The sequence below is a fragment of the Collinsella aerofaciens genome (assembly GCF_015670795.1).
Taxonomy (GTDB): Bacteria; Actinomycetota; Coriobacteriia; order Coriobacteriales; family Coriobacteriaceae; genus Collinsella; species Collinsella aerofaciens_Q.
In genome coordinates, this window is record NZ_JADPCJ010000031.1 from 1 (window position 1) to 19,840 (window position 19,840).

16 protein-coding genes are annotated in these 19,840 nt (G+C 60.9%); 1 reads left to right on the plus strand and 15 read right to left on the minus strand.

Features of this window, described 5'->3' with window-relative positions:
• Nucleotides 1-215 precede the first annotated feature (215 nt).
• The 9 genes from I4W09_RS08870 to I4W09_RS08910 all read right to left on the minus strand — a co-directional run bounded on the left by I4W09_RS08870 (nt 216) and on the right by I4W09_RS08910 (nt 9,674).
• Nucleotides 216-935 (minus strand): GntR family transcriptional regulator, encoded by a 720-nt coding sequence (locus tag I4W09_RS08870; RefSeq protein WP_148332770.1) that lies wholly within the window; start codon nt 933-935, stop codon nt 216-218.
• 220 nt (nt 936-1,155) lie between these two features.
• Nucleotides 1,156-2,163, minus strand: a complete 1,008-nt coding sequence (locus I4W09_RS08875) for a YitT family protein (protein WP_196033736.1) — start codon at nt 2,161-2,163, stop codon at nt 1,156-1,158.
• A 355-nt stretch (nt 2,164-2,518) separates the two neighbouring features.
• Nucleotides 2,519-3,148 carry an HAD family hydrolase gene (locus tag I4W09_RS08880; RefSeq protein ID WP_196026342.1) on the minus strand — a complete coding sequence of 210 codons (630 nt, stop codon included), beginning with the start codon at nt 3,146-3,148 and terminating at the stop codon, nt 2,519-2,521.
• Nucleotides 3,149-3,234: 86 nt separating this feature from the next.
• Nucleotides 3,235-4,218, minus strand: coding sequence for an SIS domain-containing protein (locus I4W09_RS08885; RefSeq protein WP_230318751.1), 984 nt, complete (start codon nt 4,216-4,218; stop codon nt 3,235-3,237).
• Between the two features lie 199 nt (nt 4,219-4,417).
• Nucleotides 4,418-5,251 carry a PTS system mannose/fructose/sorbose family transporter subunit IID gene (locus tag I4W09_RS08890; protein WP_117848824.1) on the minus strand — a complete coding sequence of 278 codons (834 nt, stop codon included), beginning with the start codon at nt 5,249-5,251 and terminating at the stop codon, nt 4,418-4,420.
• Between the two features lie 13 nt (nt 5,252-5,264).
• Nucleotides 5,265-6,059: a PTS mannose/fructose/sorbose/N-acetylgalactosamine transporter subunit IIC gene (locus I4W09_RS08895; RefSeq protein ID WP_055310098.1), complete on the minus strand. Its 795-nt coding sequence runs from the start codon at nt 6,057-6,059 to the stop codon at nt 5,265-5,267.
• Nucleotides 6,060-6,095: 36 nt separating this feature from the next.
• Nucleotides 6,096-7,019 (minus strand): PTS sugar transporter subunit IIAB, encoded by a 924-nt coding sequence (locus tag I4W09_RS08900; RefSeq protein WP_196033739.1) that lies wholly within the window; start codon nt 7,017-7,019, stop codon nt 6,096-6,098.
• Nucleotides 7,020-7,201: 182 nt separating this feature from the next.
• Complete coding sequence (locus I4W09_RS08905) at nt 7,202-8,284, minus strand: DMT family transporter (RefSeq protein ID WP_196026340.1); 1,083 nt, start codon at nt 8,282-8,284, stop codon at nt 7,202-7,204.
• A 397-nt stretch (nt 8,285-8,681) separates the two neighbouring features.
• Entirely contained in the window at nt 8,682-9,674 is a 993-nt protein-coding gene (locus I4W09_RS08910) for an SIS domain-containing protein (RefSeq protein WP_196033742.1), read from the minus strand.
• Nucleotides 9,675-9,879: 205 nt separating this feature from the next.
• Between I4W09_RS08910 and I4W09_RS08915 the strand changes: the two genes are divergently transcribed.
• The gene (locus I4W09_RS08915) at nt 9,880-10,602 is read left to right on the plus strand and encodes a GntR family transcriptional regulator (protein WP_196033746.1); all 723 of its coding nucleotides are present in this window, start codon (nt 9,880-9,882) and stop codon (nt 10,600-10,602) included.
• A gap of 21 nt (nt 10,603-10,623) precedes the next feature.
• Here the strand turns inward: I4W09_RS08915 and I4W09_RS08920 are convergent, their stop codons facing one another.
• The 6 genes from I4W09_RS08920 to I4W09_RS08945 form a co-directional block, all read right to left on the minus strand.
• On the minus strand, nt 10,624-11,214 hold the full coding sequence (locus I4W09_RS08920; RefSeq protein ID WP_196033749.1) for a GNAT family N-acetyltransferase: 591 nt from the start codon (nt 11,212-11,214) through the stop codon (nt 10,624-10,626).
• A 77-nt stretch (nt 11,215-11,291) separates the two neighbouring features.
• Entirely contained in the window at nt 11,292-12,317 is a 1,026-nt protein-coding gene (locus I4W09_RS08925; protein WP_196033752.1) for a threonine aldolase family protein, read from the minus strand.
• A gap of 45 nt (nt 12,318-12,362) precedes the next feature.
• Entirely contained in the window at nt 12,363-13,226 is an 864-nt protein-coding gene (locus tag I4W09_RS08930) for a phosphatase PAP2 family protein (protein ID WP_196033755.1), read from the minus strand.
• Between the two features lie 215 nt (nt 13,227-13,441).
• Nucleotides 13,442-17,074, minus strand: coding sequence for a transcription-repair coupling factor (gene mfd, locus I4W09_RS08935; protein WP_196033758.1), 3,633 nt, complete (start codon nt 17,072-17,074; stop codon nt 13,442-13,444).
• A 157-nt stretch (nt 17,075-17,231) separates the two neighbouring features.
• On the minus strand, nt 17,232-17,897 hold the full coding sequence (gene nth, locus I4W09_RS08940; RefSeq protein WP_055310092.1) for an endonuclease III: 666 nt from the start codon (nt 17,895-17,897) through the stop codon (nt 17,232-17,234).
• 63 nt (nt 17,898-17,960) lie between these two features.
• Complete coding sequence (locus I4W09_RS08945) at nt 17,961-19,763, minus strand: ABC transporter ATP-binding protein (protein ID WP_196033760.1); 1,803 nt, start codon at nt 19,761-19,763, stop codon at nt 17,961-17,963.
• Nucleotides 19,764-19,840 lie beyond the last annotated feature (77 nt).

A 19,840-nucleotide genomic window follows, 5' to 3' on the forward strand; every position in this document is an offset into this window, starting at 1 on the left:
CAGGCCCCGCCGACCGATTGCAAGCGGTCGGCGGGGCCATTGTGGCTCTTGACAGCGGATTGGGTCATATGAGCGAAAACGCCCCTAAGCGAGCAAGGTGACGTGAAAGAGGAGGGAAGCGTACTTCGGTACGCGACCGACGATTGAACGTCAGATTGCCGCTTAGGGGCGTTTGCAGCGTCGAGCCGTTACGCGGTTTGGTAAAACCGCGTAACTTACATGACCATAACGTAGCGCGATCCCACGTAGTACTGCTTACCCATCAAAACCGGCTCGTCATCGGGACCGGTAAAGCCGGCACGCAGGTTGAGCAGCGGATCGTGCGGAGCAATGCCCAGCTCGGCCGCCTGCTCGGCGTTAGCTCGAACGGCCTCGACCGTACGGTAGCCAACCGAGACAATCGGCGTTCCGCCAACACGCTCGACCTCGGCAAAAATCGACTTGTCCTCAAGATCGGCCGTCAACAGCTCACGGTAGGCGTCAAACGGCACAAAGATGTTCTCCTCAAAGATGGGCTCGCCGTCGGCCGTACGCACGCGCTTGATATGCAGCAGCAGCGCATCCTTCTGCAGGCCAAAGAACTCCATCTCGTTTTGGCGCGCCGGCACAATCTGGCGATCGACCACATGTGCACCGGCCTTCATGCCGTTGTTGGCACACAGCGCGGTAAACGTCTGCAGCGTCGAGGCGTGGAACTGGCGATTGATGTGCGGCGTGGAAACAAAGGTGCCGCGGCCCTGCTGCTTAACCAGGTAGCCATCGGAGCACAGCTCCTCGACGGCGCGGCGCACCGTGATGCGGCTCACCTCGTACTGCTCGGCTAGCTCAAGCTCGGACGGAATACGCTCCTTGGGTGCATAAACACCTTTCTCGATCGCATCCTTGATTTCGTCATAAATCTGCTGGTAAAGCGGCGCATTTTTGGGTGTAGGCATATCTAATCACTCTTATCGAAATATCGAAATAACTAATACGTATATAACGTCTAGTTTCATGTTACCTCATATTGATAAAACGATACACCCTCCCTACCAAAAAGCGACAGCTTCATTTTGGTAGGTTTTATCTGGGCAAACGAAGGCCTCCCGAAAGCAGCGAGGCTTTCGGGAGGCTCAAGCGGACAGGATTGCGCCGTGCCGGCAAAATACCAACACTCTACCTGCCGTCGTCCTGCTGCAGGCTGTCCTGCTCGCTGAGGCGCGCCTGTCTGCTGGCCATACGCGCGGGCTTGTCGGGATCGGGTACGGCCGTGGGCATGGGCTCGTCGACATGACCGCCCCACCAGCCGCCCACAAAGTTGAGCGTGTGGAACACATTGATCACAGCGCCGGGATCAATGTCGCACACCAGCTTGATAATGTCCTGACTCTCGTAGGTCGAAACAACGGCGTGCAGCAGATACATCTTCTCGCGGCTGTATCCGCCAATGACCTCGGCGCAGCTAATGCCATGCTGAAAATGGTCAACATAGGCGGTCATGACCTCGTCTGCCTTGCGCGTCGTGATCTGCAGCGTCACGCGGTCGTAGCGACGATAGAAACTGTCGATGGTCTTGGTCGAAATAAACTGGAACACGATGGAGTACGCCGCGTTGTCCCAGCCAAACATAAAGCCAAAGATCGCCAGGATAAAGCAATTGAAACCAAAGATAACGCCCCAGATGGTCTTGCCCGTGTGGTTGGAGACCCACAGCGCGATAAAGTCGGTGCCACCGGTAGATGCGCCGGACTTTAGCGCGATGGCAGCGCCCAGACCCGAGACCACGCCGCCAAAAATGATGAGCATAATCTTGTCGCCCAAAAATGGAGCGAAGTGAAAGACGTTGAGGAACAGCGACGAGAGCACGACCTGCATCATCGAGAAGATGACGAAGCGCTTGCTAATGCCGCTCCAGCATAGGAGCGCCACGGGGATGTTGAGCGCGAGCATACCGAGCGAGATATCGATGTGAACACCGCCGAGCGAGGTAACGCGATCGAGCAGGACCGCGACGCCGGTGAGACCGCTCGGAAGCAGGTCGGCGGGCTGAATGAACGCCTGGATCAGGAATGTCTGGAGAACGGCAGAAATTGTAACCGCCACGGCGGTAATGGCACGGCGGACGATGGTGAGGCGGCCGAGCACGAGCACGCGGTCCGTGAGCTGATCGATGGCGTTCGCCACGGAAGCTCCTTTCGAAGGCAGATGTAGTTGTGGGGCATGCCCGCGATTGTAGCATGGAGCGTGCGGGGGCGCTTCAATTCACCCTCTCTCGACAACCAAAGCGGGACCAACAGCCTCCACGACCAAAGGCCCAAATTATAAGTGAGTAGACTTTTTACGATCTGCCGAGCACACCCAAAACCGCCACCCCTGTGACCTGCGGTTTTGCTAGAGCAGATGCACTTTGCGCTCGTACTGCACCAAAAAGTCTACTCACTTAGTCCGAATCGAAGCCAAACGAATCCAAATAGAGGACAAATTAAGCCAATCCGCAGCAAAAGACGCGTGAACCAATGCTTCTCGCGGCGGATTGACACTACAAAGCGGCCAAAATGTCGGTCAGGCTGTCGATGACAACGTCGGCGGCGGACTGATCTAGGTTGACGCCCTCGTGCGGACGCAGCGCCAGGACGCGGGCGCCGGAGCGCTTGCCGGCCTCGATGCCCAAAGGCGAGTCCTCGATAACCAGGCATTCGGCAGGCTCCACCCCCAGCGCCTCCATGGCACGCAGGTAGATCTCGGGGTCGGGCTTAAACGCACTGCACTCGTGACCGCTGATGGTGTAGTCCAGCACGTCGGCGATACCGGCAATCCCCACCAGCTCGTCAATGAGCTCGCGATAGGACGAGCTTGCGATGGCGCACTTCACGCCGCGCTCGTGCAGCTTGCGCATCACCGGCTCCGTCTGCTCGTTGAGCAGCTCGGCATACGGAACGGGATGGTCTGGGCTGTAGACCTGCTTGTACTCCACGCGCAGGCGCTCGCGCAGCTCAACATCGTCAGGTACCAGCGACTTCCAAATGGCGGGCTCGTTAGACCCCGAAAGATCGGGGATCTCGTCAAAGTGAAAGCCCTTCTCTTCCATAAACGCCACGCGACGACGGTTGTAGAACCACTCGGTATCGACCAGCACGCCGTCCATGTCAAACAGCACTGCCTTGATCATACGTATCTCCTTTCGATAGCAAAAAAGGGGACGGGGCGCAAACCCCATCCCCTCTCAATCAACCCGTAAGGTCTACTTACTTGTGATTAGTAGGAAAGCTTCCACATGTAGCGACGCATGGTCAGCGGGTGCTGACGGGCCTCGGCGATCTGGTTGCCGTACTCGCGCATAACGGCGAGGTGCAGCAGCGGGTTGAAGTAGGTGACGACGCTCGCGGGCACGGCGTCAGCCAGGCCGTAGTCCTTGGAGTCGATCAGAGCGACCTTGGCGCCCATGCGCTCAAGGAAGGTGAGGGCGCGGGCGTCCATCGGACGGGTAGCGCCATCGGACATGAAGAAGACGTAGGGCTTACCCTCGGTGGAAACCTCGAACGGGCCGTGGAAGTACTCGCCGGTGTTGTAGGCGGCGGCGTCGATCCACTGCATCTCGGTGAACAGGAAGGCGGCGTGAGAGTAGGCCATCTTCTCGGAGGCACCGGAAGCCATGAAGTAGATCATCTTGTCGTCCTTGAAGTCCTCGGCGAACTTCTTGGCGAGCTTCTTGCAGTGCTGAGCGGCGTTCTCGCAGAGATCGAAGATGTTGGTGAGGCCGGTGATCATGTCCTCGTAGTGGTCATAGCCCTCGGTCTGCTGAAGGATCTCGAGAGCAAGAGCGATAGCATAGCCGGGCTTCTCGCACTTGGCAGCGTAGTTGGCGTGGAAGCCGTGAACGATGACGTGGTCGGCGTCGACGGTCAGAGCGGAGCCAGCCTTGTTGGTGAGGGAGACGACCGGGCAGTTGTGCTTCTTGGCGGTCTTGTTGGCCTCGACGGTCTCGGGCGTGGAGCCACCGAGGGAGCAGGTGATCACGAAGGTGTGCTCGTTGACCCAGGAGGGCGTGTCGTAGTTGAACTCGTTAGCGGTGAAGATCTGAACGTTCAGCTTGTCCGTGTTGTTGGCCAGGAAGTACTTGGCGGGGTAAAGGTCGGACATGGAAGCGCCGCAGCCGACGAAGGCGACGCTGTGGATCTCGTGGTTGGACAGGACGTCAGCGACGATCTGCTTAGGGAGGTTAAGGTCGATCTCGTACATCTGACACATTCCTTTCGATTTTTGCGGCGCCACATTGCCGGGCGCTCGCAGGGTTACCGTGGTTTGGACCGAGTCGCCGGCCCGTTGAGGATGCGACAAAGGAACTGTCCCTTTGTCGCATTTTGGGGATGGAAGCCTGCCTGGGGTATGGGATGCCAGGCAGGCCCCCGGGGGAAAGCGGTTAGGCGCTTAGTCGCGACTAGGCCAGGATGCCGGCCGCGGAGAGGGCGATGCCGCCCACAATGGCGATCACGAGAAGCCAACCGGTGTTGACGTTCTTCTTGATGAGCCAGTACATAAGGCCGGTGAGGCCGAGGGAGATCATCTGGGGCATCATGCCGTCCAGGATGTCCTGGATAACGACGGTACCCTCAGCGAACTGCAGCGGGGTAGTGGCGCCGATCAGCGTGGCGATCATGCCGCCCACGGACATAAGACCCACGATGCCGCAGACATACATGAGCTTCTCCATGAGGTCGCCGCCCTGAAGCTTGCTCAGGTACTCGTGGCCGCCCTGATAGCCCATCTTGGCTGCGAACCAAGTGATCAGCACAGAGGGGACGATGGAGATGAGCATGGCCAGGATCGGGCCCATGATGGAGCCCTGCTGAGCCAGCTGAACGCCCAGGCCAAAGGCGATAACGCGGATGGTGCCCTGGAAGAAGGAGTCACCGATGCCGGAAAGCGGACCCATGAGGGAGGTCTTGACCGCGTTGATCGAATCGGGATCGAAGTTCTCGGGATCCTTGGCGTACTCCTCCTCCATGGAGGCGGCGAGGCCCAGGATGAAAGCGCTCGTCTGCGGGGTGCAGTTGTAGAACGCCATGTGACGGTGGTAAGCCTCTTTCTTAGCAGCGAGCTGCTTGGGGTCGGACTCATCCGGATAGAGGCGATCGAGCGTGGGAACCATGCCGTAGAGGAAGCCCATGTTCATCTGACGCTCGTAGTTCCAAGAGGCCTGGATGGCCCAGGAGCGCCAGAAGAACTGGCTGACCTTCTTGTTCAGGGACACGTCCTTGGTTGCGGTTGCCATAGTGTGTTCCTCCTTAGTCTTCGTCGTCTTCGAGCGGATCGTAGTCGGAATCGACACCGGCGGCTGCATGGGAACCGTTGAACTTGAAGCCCATGAAGACGACAGCCAGGCACACACCGATCAGAGCGACCGCGATGACGGACAGGTTGAGGTAAGCGGCGAGCAGGAAACCGATGAACAGGAACGGAGTCATGCCCTTCTTGATCATCATGGTGAGCAGCAGGGCCAAGCCGTAGGCGGTCATGATCTTGGTCGAAACGTTAAGACCAGTGGACAGCCACTCGGGAACCATGTTGACGATGGCCTGGACCAGGTCGGTGCCAACAAAGACGGCGAGGAAGATCGGCAGGAAGTACATGACGGCGTACAGACCGGAGCCGGCGCAGATGTGCATACGGTAGGCGGTCTTGAACTTTCCGTTATCGATCGCGTTATCTGCCACATGGGTGAGGGCGGCGATGATGGAGCGGAACACGATGCCGAGGAGCTGACCCAGGACGGCGACCGGGATGGCGATCGTCATGGCGGTCTCGGCGGAAGCATCGGTCAGGCACGCAAAGGCAGCGGCCACGATGCCGCCCAGGACCATATCGGGCGGAACGGCGGCGCCGACCTGCACCAGGCCCATGGACACGAGCTCGACGGCGGCACCGACGGCAAGGCCGGTGGGCACATCGCCCAGCAGCAGACCGACGAGCGTAGCGCCAACGAGGGGCTGCTCGAAGTTAAGACGACCGAGCAGGCGGGAGTCCCACATGCAGAACACGCCGACGAGGCCGACGAGCACCGCACTGATGAACGTATTCATACCCTTCTCCTTTCAGTCAGGCAAAAGCCTGGTTGATTACAGCTTGGCGTCGATGTCGACGCTCTGATACGTAGGGGTCTGCTGGACGTAGAGCTTAATGCCCATGTCGAGCAGCTGGTTGACGTCGGCCTTCTGGGTGGCGTCGAGGAAGACGGAGCTGTCCTTGCCGCCGACCTGATCGGCACCGTCGTGGTTGGCGGTGGCGCCCAGGTTGATGGCGTCGAGCTTGTAGCCCTGGCAGAACTGCAGCATCTCGGCAGTGTTGCCAAAGACGAACATGACGCGCTCGCCGAGGGTGTTGAGCTTGTCCATCTTGGCGAGGGCACGCTCGACGGTGAAGACGTTCAGGCGCACGCCCTGGGGCTTGGCCAGCTTAAGAGCGCCCTTCTTGATGTCATCGTTGGCGGCAGCGTTGTCGACGACGATGATGCGCTCGGCCTGAACCTTGGTGGTCCAGGTAAAGACGACCTGGCCGTGCAGCAGACGGTAGTCAAGACGCGCGAGGACGATCTTGGCGGGACCGGAGCTGTGACGGGACGCCTTGGCCTTCTTGTCGGGAGCCGCGGCGGGCTGGGCCGGTGCATTGGGGTTGGTCAGACCGTTGCGGGCCTCGTTGATGAGGGCCGCGAGCTCGGCGCCCTCGACGGGGACGGGGCTCATAGCGAGCGTGAGCGCCAGCGGGATGTTGAAACCGCTGACAACCGTGAACTTCGTGCCATTCTTGGAAAGCTCGACCATGCTGTTGTTGACCGAGCTGCCGAGCATATCGGTCAGCACATAGACGGTGTCGTCCGCGTTGAACGTGGCGATCATGGCGTCCACCTTATTGGTGATGGGCTCCTTGTCGTCACGAGCAAGCGACACGACGTGGACGTTCGACACGTCGCCGAGAACCATCTCGAGCGTGTCTTTGGCGCCTGCGGCCAGGCCGCCATGAGATGCGAGAATGATCTGATTCATCTTGCCTCCTCCTTTTCGTTATGGTCATTATAACGTCTTATACGTTGCTTATATTGCTAATTAGTATAAAGACCGTTCGCGGGTGAAAATCGACCGTTGACGGGTTTAACGTACTTGAAACGTTGGGCTGGGTAGGCCGGCGCTAGCTGGATAACCCCAGGTCAGACCCTGCGCGCAATCCCCTATCGCACGAAGTACCAGGGGCTTTCCTGCACGGTGGGCTCCAGCGCGATGCCGGTGCGTTCCTTAAACAGATCCATGTCCTGCGATTTCTCCGTCCACCACGCATTGGGCTTAAAGGTCATGCTCTCAACGACATGACCGACAAACACACTGTTGCGCAGCCTGGAGAAGTCGGTGTTCATAATCAGGATGGACGCGAGCACCAGCACAATGCCCAGGACCTTGATCGCGCCGGCGGGCTCGGCATAGACACCAATGCCCACCAGTACGGTGACGACCGTCTCGAATGACATTACGACGGGAACTTTCGACGTCTCGAGCCCCATGGACAGACCCTGCATATATAAGATGTAGGCCACGGCTGTGGGGATGAGTCCAAAGCCAAGGAACAACAGCAGCAGCTGTGGCGACATTGCCGCGGTGACATCCGGCCACGGAGCCGCGATAGCTGCCATAACCGCACCGCCAAAAACAAAGCCCCAAAACGTGACAGCCAGCGGGTGGACCGTCTTGGTTGCTATTCGGCTAAACACCGCGAGCGACGCACCACAAAGGCCTGCAATCACGCCCGACGTGACGCCCCAAACCGAAAAATGAAAACCGGAAAGGTCGCCATTGGTCACCGCAAGCACGCAGCCAACGATGTTAAAGACAATGGCAACGAGCTTGTTAGGGGTCACGTCCTCGCGATAAAGCACGCGGCCGAGCGCGACGCCAAACACCGGCGAGGTGTAGAGCAGCACCGAGGCCGTGGACATGCCCACCTCGCCCATGCACTCGTAATAGCAGGTGTTAGCGGCGGCCAAACCGACGATACCGACAAGTGCGCAGGGAACAAGCTCTTTAGGGCTTGCCTTGAACAGGGCCAGCGGACCCTGAGCCACGGTAGACCCCTCACCCGGACGGCAGCCCATAAACATCAGAACCGGCGCCAAGATAAGCGCTCCGACCAACAAGCGAAAGGCCGCCATACTCTGGGACGAAACGCCCATGGCCGCAATGCCGTTTACAAAGATTCCGATGCTGCCCCACATAAGCGCGGCGATCAGCACCAGCACATAGCCCAGATTGCTTTTCTTCAACGCAGCCTCCTCGGTATTGTTTCCAATATGTTTCACACTACGTTATAGTCGTTATATACATTTTTCAAGACACAAATCGCCGAACGGAAAAATCCGCTCTACCGCTACAACCCATTGGTGCAAAGGGGCCAGGTTCATATGCGCCAACTTGGTGTAAAGTAACCTGTCCCCAATGACTAGGACTGTCCCCAAGTGCCGAACGTCTCCAAGTGCCGCATCTGGGCCAAGGCGACGCCGATGCTTTGGCAACGCCAGCGAAAACCCACCTGAGCGAGCAAGGTGCCTTGAAGCGAAGCGGCATTGACCTTCTGGTCATGCCGCTGAAGCTGAAAGGCAGATTGCCGCTCAGGTGGGTTTGCAGCGTCGAGCCGTTACGGCGTTTGGTAAAACGCCGTAACTAATAATCCAGCTTCCACATGTAGCGGCGCGTCATGTAGTCCTTGTGGGTGACGGCAGAGAGCGCACGCATGTACACGTTGTTGAGGATCGGGGCAAAGATCAGGTGGTTGAAGTACTCGCTCACGCTGTCCTTGATGTCGTTGAGGCCGAGCTCCTTGGCGTCGAGCTGATAGACGCGCTCGCCACCGTACTGGTTGACGAAGCGGATGCCGCGCTCGTCGTTGCAGCGGCTGCGGCCGACGCTGATGAGCTGGAACAGCGAGGTGCGCTTGTCCAGGATCTCGAAGGGGCCGTGGAAGAAGTCGCAGGTGTTGATGGTGCAGGAGTCGATCTGCAGCATCTCCTGCACGTTGCAGATGCTAAAGACGTAGGCGGCACCAAAGAGCGGACCCTGAGCCATCACGTTGATGCAGGGCTTGTCGGCGTTTTGCTCGGCCCACTTGGCGGCGAGCGGACGGGTGTACTCGACGGCCTTGCGATAGATGGGGTCAACCAGGTCGAAGGCGGCCATAGCGGTCTCATACTCGGCATAGCCCTCGGTCTGCTGCGTAAGCTCCATGGCGATCATGGTCACGACGGCGGAGTTGGTACGGCCCATGCAAGACTCGTCGACGGCCAGGCTGTCATACTGAATCTTGTAGTCGCAGACCTCGGTGAGGCCGGACTCGTCGACATAGATGGCGATGGTGCTGGCGCCGTGGTCCTTGGCGACCTGGGCGGCGACGATGGTCTCCTTGGTGCCGCGCATGGACACGACGACGGCCAGGGTGTTCTCGTTGACATAGGCGGGCGTGGCGTGCACGAACTCGTTGCTGGTGTAGCTGGAGCTCACGACCTGCGTGGCCTCGTGCTCCATAAAGTACTGGGCAGGATAGTTGCCGCCGTTGGATCCGCCGGCGCCAATCCACACGACGCGCTTGATGCCGCCCTTGTCTACCTTGTCGGCCAAAACCTGGGAGACGACGTCCTTAACCTGTTCCTGAGTAGTCATCGTGCATCAGCCTTTCTTCTCGTTTGATGCTCTCGATGGCATACAAGTTACATATATGTTTTGGTTATGTCGACTAGTTGTATGCTATATTTGTCTTAGAAATTTTGCTGGTAAGGTTTTCGGTAGCTCGATACCAGCGGTTTTATTGTTGTGTTGAATACATGCTTGCTTAGATAAGCATACAAGTTAGATATAGGCTGATCGCATGAACGCTTCATCTAAAAAGAAACTGAGCCAATACGAGCGCTTGGCGGGCATGCTGCGTGACCGCATCGCCGCCGGCGTCTACGCGCGCGAAGACAAGCTGCCGTCCGAGATGGAACTCATGGACGAATCGGGGCTGTCGCGCAGCACCGTACGCCACGCCCTTAAGGTACTCGTTGATGAGGGCCTGGTACGCACCGAGCGCGGGCGTGGCGCCTTTGTGGCCGACACGCCCGCGCTCCACGAGAACAACCTGGTGTTTTCGAGCTATACCAAGCAGGTCGAAGGCCAGGGCATGAAGCCCACCACGCGCACGGTGGACTCGGGCTTTACCAAGGCGGGCGGCAGCATAGCTAAGTTCTTTGATGCCGCCGTGGGCAGCAAGCTCGTCAAACTTGTCCGTCTGCGTTATCTGGACGATGCGCCACTGTGTCTGGAGACCACCTATCTACCACCGAGCTTTGAGGCACTCATCAATCGTGATATCAACGGTTCGCTCTACGCCACGCTGCGTCAAGAATTCCATCGCGCGCCGGCACAGGGGCACAAGACCTTTGAGGTGTGCTATGCCTCGCAAAACGAGGCGTTTTTGCTCAACGTTGAGCGCGGGCAGGCGCTGATTCTGATCACCGACTACGTCTACGACACCGACGGCCGCCCGCTCCACGTCTCCAAGCGCATCCAACGCACCGACCGCGCCAAATACACCGAGCCCATCGGCTAACCTGCCAAAATAAACCTGTCCCTACATGGCAGGTTTGGGGAGGTCGGGGAACCAGGTTGGCTTAGGTTGGTTGGGCGTGCGCTCGGCTAGGACCAACTCCATCCAGCACATGTCGTACCAGCGGCCGAACTTTTGGGCGCAGCGGTCAAAGGCACCCACCAGGCGGTAGCCCATATGGGCATGGAAATCCTGACTGTTGTGCGTCAGATACTCGTCGTCCTTGTCGTGCGGCACGGCGATGAGCGCGCACATATTGGTGATGCCCATCGCGATCAGGCATTGCTTGAGCGCATCGTGCAGCTTGCGGCCCAGCCCGCCGTGGCGCACATCGCGCGCCAGATAAATCGACGTCTCGACCGACCAGTCGTATGCTTCGCGGCTGTTGAGCGGACTCACATAGGCATAGCCTACCGGACGCCCGTCCAGCTCCATCACCAAATACGGGTAGCGCTTGAGCGTACGCTCGATGCGCCCGGCGAACTCCTCAACGCTCGGCACCTCGTATTCGCAGGTTATCGCCGTCTCGCGCACATATGGCTCATAGATGGCAAGCAACGCCGGCGCATCATCGGGCGTCGCCGGGCGAATCGTCGGCTCGGACATCTCGGTCATACAACCCTTCTCCCCCAAAAGCAAAGGCCACCCTACGCCAAAACCAGCGCAAGGCGGCCCCTCGTCATTACATCAGGCTACAGGACAGCCGCCAACGCGTCGATATCCTCCTGCGTCGTAGCCCAGCTGGTGCAAAAACGCACTACCGTGTGGGTCTCGTCGTACTTTTCCCAGTACTCGATCGAGGCATGCTCGCGAATGCGAGCCATGTCCTCGTTGGGCAGAATCACGAACTGCTGGTTGGTCGGCGTCTCCAAGAAGAACTGGTAGCCGCGCTCGTGCAGCACGCGACGAAGCGCCTGCGCGGTCTCAATCGCCTGGCGACCAATCTCAAAATACAGGCCATCGGTAAAGAGCGCCTCAAACTGCACGCCCGTCAGGCGGCCCTTGGCCAGCAACGCACCATGCTGTTTAATGCGCGGAATGGGATGCGCCGGGGCGCGCATGCCGCAAAACACCACGGCCTCGCCGCAAAGCGCGCCGCACTTGGTGCCGCCAATGTAGAACACGTCACACAGCTGCGCCAGCTCGGGCAGGGTGATGTCGCACTCATCGGCCGCCAGCGCATAGGCCAGGCGAGCGCCGTCCACAAACAGCGGAATCTCACGCTTCTGGCACACCGCATGAATCGCCGCGAGCTCGGCCTTGGAGTACAGCGTGCCGTACTCGGTCGATAGGCTCACGTACACAGCGCCCGGGAACACCGTGTGCTCGTAGCTCTCGTTTTCGTAGAACACCTGGATATAGTTCTCGAGGTCCTCGGCGTGCATCTTGCCCTCGTAGCCGGGGATGGTGAGCACCTTGTGGCCGCCAAACTCGATAGCGCCTGCCTCGTGACAGGCGACGTGGCCAGTCTCGGCAGCAACAACGCCCTCGTAGGGCGCGAGCAGCATGTCAATCACCGTCGCGTTGGCCTGCGTGCCGCCCACCAGAAAAAACACGTCGGCATCGGGGGCCTGACAGGCCTCGCGGATAAGCTGCTTGGCACGCTCGGTGTGTGCATCGGTACCGTAGCCGGGCTGCGGCTCCATGTTGGTGTCGACGAGCGCCTGCAGCACTGCCGGATGTGCGCCGTGGGAATAATCGTTGTTAAACGCGAGCATGGCAATCCTCTCTTACCGGGTATCGGTCAGATGATTCAAACGGGGCTATTGTACGCCGTTGGGATAGGCAATGCGCGCGGCAAGGCACTCAAGCGCCAGCACCAGGGCAAAGCCGCAGCTCACGTCACTCAAAAAATGCGCTCCGATCACGATACGGCCAAAGGCGACGAGCGCCGCGACCGCAGCCGCCGTCCAAAAGGCCATGCGGCGGCGCGACGGTTTTTCCTTAAAGGCCGCCGCGGGAAGCCCAGCGAGCATGAGGCCGATTGCCGCGTGCGCCGTGTGTCCGCTCGCAAACGACTTAAAGCCGTCCTTGACTACACCGGCGGCAATATAGGCCCACTTGTCGGGGTTGCCGATCACCCACCACGGCTGAAACTCGAGTCCCTGCGTCACCTCGATCACGCGCATGCGTGGGCGCGACCACAGCGGCTTGACAATCACGTTGAGGATGATGGCCTGAGCGACCCACACGACAAGCACCATCAACGCCCAGCGCGTGAGCTCGTCGGGCTCGGTCGTGCGCGTGAGGCGATAGACGACAAGGTTAGCAGCGATGACCAGCACAAACGTCAGCACCAACTGAACGGCAATGAGTTTACCGCCAACCCGCAGGGACGAAACGATCTCGTAGCCGGTCAGGCCAACGTTGACGAGGATGCCCAGCACGGCGAGCCACTTGCTCGTCTTGGAATCGGGTCGTGCCGAGCGCACGAGCATAACGCCCGCGACACTCGCCGTCAGCTCAAACGGCAGCTCGCCGGCCGCCTCGATAAAGCGACCGTACATGCTGCCGATATTGAACAGCGCGCTCGAGATCTGATAATCGAAGAAGCTGCCCACGCCCAGACAAAGACACAGGACAACCGCGATAATGGCGACATCTTTCTTATAGATGTATCCGAACATGCTTTCCTTTCGGTCGGGTGAAGGGCGGTCAACCTGCAATGTGGGTGAGACGAAGATGGCTTTGTCCCGTAAATACCCTTGCAGGTTGAGCATAAGTAAGCGAAAACGTTCCATTTGTGGCAAGGTGGCCCGAAGGAGGAGGGAAGCGTACTTGCGTACGCGACCGACGAGTGAGGGTCAGATTGCCCAAATGGGGCGTTTGCAGCGTCGACCCGTTAGTCGTCGTCGCTGGCACCCAACTGCTGCAGCAGCATGAGCGCCGCGGCCACCGGGCCGGTGCCGTCGTTGGCGTCGAGGCCGCGACCCAGGCCGCTGCCCGCACCGGCGCCCGCCTTGTAGGGCACCGACAGCTTGCGGCTCTTGGGAAAGTTCACCGCACCATAGCGGGTCTTAAGCTCAAAGGCCACCTTCTTGGGCACGTCGACGCCCAAAAACGTGATGCGACCGCCACTGAGCGTGACGCTCTCGAGCCCCAGGCGCTCGCCGCGAATACGGATGCGCGCGCGGTTGAACAGGTTGAGCCCCGCCAACGGCAGCTCACCGTGCGCGGCCTCGGTCTCTTCCTGTACCTCGTCGATGCTCTCCAGGTCCTCGGCCGCTGCGAGCTTACGGTACACGAGCACGCGCTGATCCACCGCCGGCAGGTACTCCTCGGACAAGAAGTAATCGGCCGGCAGGTTAATGCCCACGCTCGCCGCCTCCACGCCGGCGTCGTCATCGCCGCGCGCCTCGGCCACCGCCTGGCCCAGCATCTGCGTAAACAGGTCAAAGCCCACGCTCGACAGGTTGCCGTGCTGCTCGGCGCCCATAAGCGAGCCGGCGCCGCGAATCTCCAGGTCGCGCATGGCGATGCGCATGCCGCTGCCCAGGTCCTGGAACTCGGAAAGTGCGGTCAGGCGCGCCGTCGCCTCCTCGGTGAGTGGCAGCTCGCCCGGGAACATAAAGTACGCGTAGGCCTGCGTGGCAGAGCGACCCACACGGCCCTTGAGCTGATAGAGCTGCGCCAGGCCTAGGCGCTGCGAATCCTCGATGATGAGCGTGTTGGCGGTCGCGTTGTCGATGCCGCTCTCCACGATGGTCGTGGCGATGAGCACGTCGATCTTTTTGGTCGCGAACTCGATCATCACGTCCTCGACCTCGCGCGGGCTCATCTTGCCGTGCGCCACGCCCACGCGCGCCTCGGGCGCGGCCTCGTGCACGCGCGCCACGGCGTCGTCGATGGTCTTGACGCGGTTGGACACGTAGTACACCTGACCGCCGCGGCCCACCTCCAGGCGAATCGCCGCACTTACCACGTCAGGGTCGTACTCCCCCACGTGCACGATCACGGGACGACGCCCGGTCGGCGGCGTGGTGATCAGGCTCATATCGCGCACGCCGCTCGTGGCCATCTGCATGGTACGCGGGATGGGCGTTGCCGAAAGCGTGAGCACGTCAATCTGCTCGCGCAGGTTCTTGAGCTGCTCCTTGTGCTGCACGCCAAAGCGCTGTTCCTCGTCGATAATCACCAGGCCCAGGTTCTTGGGGTTCACATCGGCCGAAAGCAGGCGGTGCGTGCCGATGAGCACGTCGATCGTGCCCTCGGCGAACGCCTTAAGCGCGCGCTTTTGCTGCGCCGGCGTGCGAAAGCGGCTAAGCACCTCGACCTCGAGGCCAAACGGGGCAAAACGCTCAAAGAACGTCTCGTAGTGCTGCTGGGCAAGAATGGTCGTGGGGCAGAGCACCATGACCTGGCGGCCGGAGTCCACGCACTTAAACGCCGCGCGCAGGGCAACCTCGGTCTTGCCAAAGCCCACGTCGCCGCACAGCAGGCGGTCCATGGGCTTGGGCGCCTCCATGTCGGCCTTAATATCGGCGATGGCCTCCAACTGGTCGCGTGTCTCGTCGTAGGGAAAGCTCTCCTCCATCTCGATCTGCTCGGGCGTGTCGGGCGGGCAGGCGATACCGGTAATCGACGAGCGGCGCGTATACAGGTCGACCAGGTCAAACGCCAGCTTTTTGGCGTTCTTGCGCGCCTTGTTGGTGGCACGCGTCCAGTCGGCGGTGTTGAGCCTGGTCAGGCGCGGCTTGTCGCCGTCGGGGCCAACGTATCGCGTGATGCGGTCGACCTGCTCGAGCGGCACGTAGAGTTTGTCGCCATCGGCATATTCCAGCAAAAAGTAGTCGCGCTCCTTGCCGCCCACTTCTTGGCGCGCAATCTCGCTAAAGAGCGCGATGCCGTGAGTGGCGTGCACCACGTAGTCGCCCGGCTTAAACGGGAACGTGATCTGCGTGATGTCAACCTTGCGGCGGCTGCGCGCGCGGTTGGCATCCATGCGGGCGTTGAGGTCGGCGATCGAGAACACGGCCAGGTTGGCATCGGGCACCACCACGCCCTGCGGCAGGGCAGCGTCCACAAAGGTCACGCGCCCGCGCGAGATGGTGGGCACGGCGGCACCGGCGGCAGCCTGGGCGGCACCCGCCTCGAGTGAGCGGGCGTTGAGCGCATCTGCCTTGCGCTCGCGAATGGAAGCGTGGGCCTCCTGGCGTGCGGCACGGTCGGCGGAATCCGCCGCTGCCACGCGCACGCGGTCGCCGATAGCGCCGGCATTTTCGGGCGCCGCGGTCAGCGATTCCTCAAAGGTAATGCCCTCGTCACCAAAGGTGAGCTCCATCGACTCGCGCGCACCGCGGTCGGGGATGGCAAACACGCAGGCATAGCGCTTGCCCACGACTTCCTGGATGCGCGTCATAAAGCGATTGTCCGAGCCCGCAATGGCCGGCTGCTCAATCTTGAGCTCTGCCGTCACCGCACCGCCGGCACGGATGAGGCTCACATAGTTCAGGCGTTGCTGGGAACCAAAGTCGAGTTGCTGGGCACGCACGTACAGGCCGTCCAGACGGTCGACCCCCGCCTCGCCGGCACGTGCCTCGATATCCTCGTAGGCGCGCAGGCAATCGTCGAACAGCGAGCGCGGCTCGGACAGCACCACGAGCGCCTTGCCGCTCACGTGCGACAGCGGACTCACGGTCTGGCCGTACATCACCGGCAAAAAGCGGTCGAGCTCGGGCGTGACGATGCGCGCATCCACCATCTCGAGCAGCGCCGCCAACTTGCTGTCGTCCTGGCTGGCGCGATAGAGCGCCACATGCATGTTGTGGACGGCCTCGTCGGTAAGCGCCAGCTCGCGACAGGGGAAGATCTCGATGCTATCCTCGTTGCCGATGGTTTGGCCCGTGGAGCTCACCATGCGGCGGATGCGGTCGATTTCGTCGCCAAAGAACTCAATGCGCACGGGCGCCTTTTCCTGTGCGGGAAACACCTCGACGGTGTCGCCGTGCACACGGAACAGGCCGGGCGCGTCGGCAGCGCCGGCATTGGTGTAGCCCATGCCCACCAGGCGCTGCGGCACCTCGTCAAAAGGAATCTCCTCGCCCACCGCAAAAGTAGTGGACTCCCAGTAGCGGCTCACGACCGGCGGCACGCAGCGCAGCAGCGCGCGGGCCGAGGCGACCATGATGCAGTTGTCGCCGCGCACGATGCGCCCGAGTGCCTCGCAGCGCTGGGCTACCACGGCGTCGTCGGGCGCCTGCTCGCGCCAAGGGTAGTCCTTGCGCTCGGGAAAGCGGCACACGTGCGCCAGGCCCACATAGGCGGCCAGACTGCGTGCGGCGCGATCGGCCGCATCCTCGCCGCTCACAACGTAGACCGTGGGGCGCGGACGACGCGCAAACTGGGCGGCGGCCATAAGCGTTCGGCCCGACTGAGACACGGCCAGCGTCACGTCCTCGCCAGCATCGAGCCCGGCCTCGACGGTCTGCAGTGCCTCGGCAGTGTAGAGCTGCGCGGCTATACGGTGAATGAGCATGCTGTTCCTCCGGCATTGCAACGCCAAAAGCCCGCCGGGGCAAGCTCGGCGGGTATGCGGCGGATTTCATTGCCTGTCATGGTAGCGCATGGAGAGGACTCCGGCTCAAGGGCAAACCCAGCCCCGCAAAAAACGCCAGACGAAGATGCGTTCCGCCCTACCCCGCTACGCGCACGCTGGGGCACAAATCTGCCAGCGGACACTCGTCACACTTGGGTTTGCGGGCGTCGCAGATCTCGCGACCGAAGGTGATCCACTGATGGTTGACCGACTCCCAATACTCGTGCGGCAAAATCTTGAGCAAATCCTGCTCGGTCTTGAGCGGCTCCTTTGCATGCGTCTTGGGACTCAGCATCAGGCGGTGCGCAATGCGGTTGACGTGCGTGTCCACCGCAATGCCCTCCACGATGCCATACCCCACGTTGAGCACGATGTTCGCCGTCTTGCGTCCCACGCCCGGCAGCTTCACGAGTTCCTTCATGTCGGCCGGCACCTCGCCGCCGTAATCGGCGACAATCATCTGCGCGGCCTCGACGGCATGCTTGGCTTTGCTCTTGTAGAAGCCGAGTGACTTGATGGTGTCTGCCACGTCAGCCACGCTCGCCCCGGCCATGGCCTCGGGCGTAGGCCACTGGGCAAACAACCGTGGCGTCACCTTGTTGACCTGCGCATCGGTCGTTTGCGCCGAGAGCAGCACCGCGATCAGTAGGCGGAAGGGATTCTCGTGGTCCAAAAAGCACTCGACCGGGCCATAGCGACGGTTGAGACGCTCGCACACCTCAACGGCGCGCTCGCGTTTGGCGGCATTGGTCTCGCGTGGCATAACGACTCCTCGGCTCAACGGCACAATAAACTTATGGGCACAATTGTCCCACGTCCGAAACGCTTACGCCTCCAAGAATGCGCCGGTCTGACGGCTCCACAGGCTCGCGTACTCGCCACCCGCCTCGACGAGCTGCGCATGCGTGCCGTCCTCGACGATCTCGCCATCGGCCAGCACCACAATGCGGTCGAGCGCCGCCACGGTGGACAGGCGGTGCGCCACCACAATGGAGGTACGTCCACGCATCAGGTTTTCGAGCGCCTCCTGCACCAGCGCCTCGGACTCGCTGTCGAGGGCAGAGGTCGCCTCGTCGAGCACCAGAATCGGCGCGTCGGTTAGGATGGCGCGGGCGATAGCCACGCGCTGACGCTGGCCGCCCGAGAGCTTGACGCCGCGTTCGCCCACCATGGTGTCAAAGCCACGGGGCAGGCGGTCGATAAACTCGGTCGCATTAGCCAAGCGAGCCGCCTCGCGGATCTGCTCATCAGTGGCGTTGGGACGACCGTAGGCAATGTTTTCGCGAATGGAGCGGTGGAACAGCAGCGCCTCCTGCGGCACGTAGGCAACCTGACGGCGCAGGCTCTGCTGCGTGCAGCGCGAGACATCCTGACCGTCCACGAGCACGCGGCCGCCCTGAACATCGTCCAGGCGCAGCAGCAGCTTGGTGAGCGTCGTCTTACCCGAGCCCGATTTACCCACCAGGCCCACGCGCTGGCCCGCCGCCACATGAAGCGTCAGGTCATCGAACACGCTCTCGCCCGCCACAGCGTCACGGTACGCAAAGCTCAGGTGCTCAAAATCAATCGCGCCCTCGGTCACTTTGAGCTCAGGGGCGTCCGGGTCGTCTGCCACCAAACGTGGCTCGTCCAGCACGCGCGTCATCTCGGCCGCATCACCGAGCGCGTGGTTGATGCGCTGCATCATGGAACTCACGTAGTTCAGGCGCATGGTGAGGTTATAGGTGTAGGTAAAAATCATGACGAGCGAGCCGGCCGAGATGCCAAACCACGCGTTGCCGCCCGCCACGAATACACTCACCACGGCCATGGTGATGACGATAAGGCCCGAGGTCGTAAAGTTGCGCTGCATCATGGCGTGCATCGAGACCGTCTCGGCGTCGCGTGCGGCGCGGTCGGCGGCATCGAACAGATCGCGCTCAAAGTCCTCGCGCCCACAGGTCTTGACGGCCAAGATGTTCGTGACCGCGTCGGAGAGCACGCCCGAGAGCTTGTTCTGCGCGGCGGACGTCGCGGCCGAAAGCGGCATGATGCGCTTGTACATAAGCCAGACAAACGCGATGTAGACGACCATGATGCACACCAGGATCACGGTAAACGTCGGCACCACCGGGGCGAGTGCGGCCACGGTGCAGATGACCGAGGTGATGGTGGGGATGAGCGAATACACCGTCACGTCCACCAGCCCCGTATAGCCGCTCATAAAACGGCTCGTCTGACTCACGAGCGATCCGCCAAAGCGACTGGTGTGGAATGTCATGGATTGGTTGGAGAGCGTGTCGAAGCATAGACGCGCCAGGTGATAGTTGCCTGCAATCTCGAGCTTGTAGACGGTGTAGTCCTGTAGCTTGGAGAGGATCTGACCCATCAGGTTAACGAGTACGAGCGCCAGGATATAGGGGCCGAAGACCTCAAACACCTGGTCACCCGCCACGGGACCGGCTTGAACGCGGTCGACAATGAGGGCCATCACATAGGTATTGGCAAACGTCAGCAAAATGATGTAGCCCGCCGACGAGAACACCGAGAGAAAGACGATCAGCGGCTGCGTGCGCGTGACACCCCAAAACCGCTGCAGCGTGCGGCGCACGGTGGAGCGGCTGAGCGGGCTGGTGCTTCTCTGAGACATGGGCTTCCTTTCGCATCTGATAGGGCGAAACGCCATTGTTGCACATTGAAGCGCACTTCAGGCAAGCGCGATGCGAA

Bases quoted from the DNA above. Each gene is read 5' to 3' on its own strand.
- I4W09_RS08870 (WP_148332770.1), bottom strand. From the start codon at position 935: ATGCCTACACCCAAAAATGCGCCGCTTTACCAGCAGATTTATGACGAA.
- I4W09_RS08880 (WP_196026342.1), bottom strand. From the start codon at position 3,148: ATGATCAAGGCAGTGCTGTTTGACATGGACGGCGTGCTGGTCGATACC.
- I4W09_RS08885 (WP_230318751.1), bottom strand. From the start codon at position 4,218: ATGTACGAGATCGACCTTAACCTCCCTAAGCAGATCGTCGCTGACGTC.
- I4W09_RS08890 (WP_117848824.1), bottom strand. From the start codon at position 5,251: ATGGCAACCGCAACCAAGGACGTGTCCCTGAACAAGAAGGTCAGCCAG.
- I4W09_RS08895 (WP_055310098.1), bottom strand. From the start codon at position 6,059: ATGAATACGTTCATCAGTGCGGTGCTCGTCGGCCTCGTCGGCGTGTTC.
- I4W09_RS08900 (WP_196033739.1), bottom strand. From the start codon at position 7,019: ATGAATCAGATCATTCTCGCATCTCATGGCGGCCTGGCCGCAGGCGCC.
- I4W09_RS08910 (WP_196033742.1), bottom strand. From the start codon at position 9,674: ATGACTACTCAGGAACAGGTTAAGGACGTCGTCTCCCAGGTTTTGGCC.
- I4W09_RS08915 (WP_196033746.1), top strand. From the start codon at position 9,880: ATGAACGCTTCATCTAAAAAGAAACTGAGCCAATACGAGCGCTTGGCG.
- I4W09_RS08920 (WP_196033749.1), bottom strand. From the start codon at position 11,214: ATGACCGAGATGTCCGAGCCGACGATTCGCCCGGCGACGCCCGATGAT.
- I4W09_RS08925 (WP_196033752.1), bottom strand. From the start codon at position 12,317: ATGCTCGCGTTTAACAACGATTATTCCCACGGCGCACATCCGGCAGTG.
- I4W09_RS08930 (WP_196033755.1), bottom strand. From the start codon at position 13,226: ATGTTCGGATACATCTATAAGAAAGATGTCGCCATTATCGCGGTTGTC.
- mfd (WP_196033758.1), bottom strand. From the start codon at position 17,074: ATGCTCATTCACCGTATAGCCGCGCAGCTCTACACTGCCGAGGCACTG.
- nth (WP_055310092.1), bottom strand. From the start codon at position 17,897: ATGCCACGCGAGACCAATGCCGCCAAACGCGAGCGCGCCGTTGAGGTG.
- I4W09_RS08945 (WP_196033760.1), bottom strand. From the start codon at position 19,763: ATGTCTCAGAGAAGCACCAGCCCGCTCAGCCGCTCCACCGTGCGCCGC.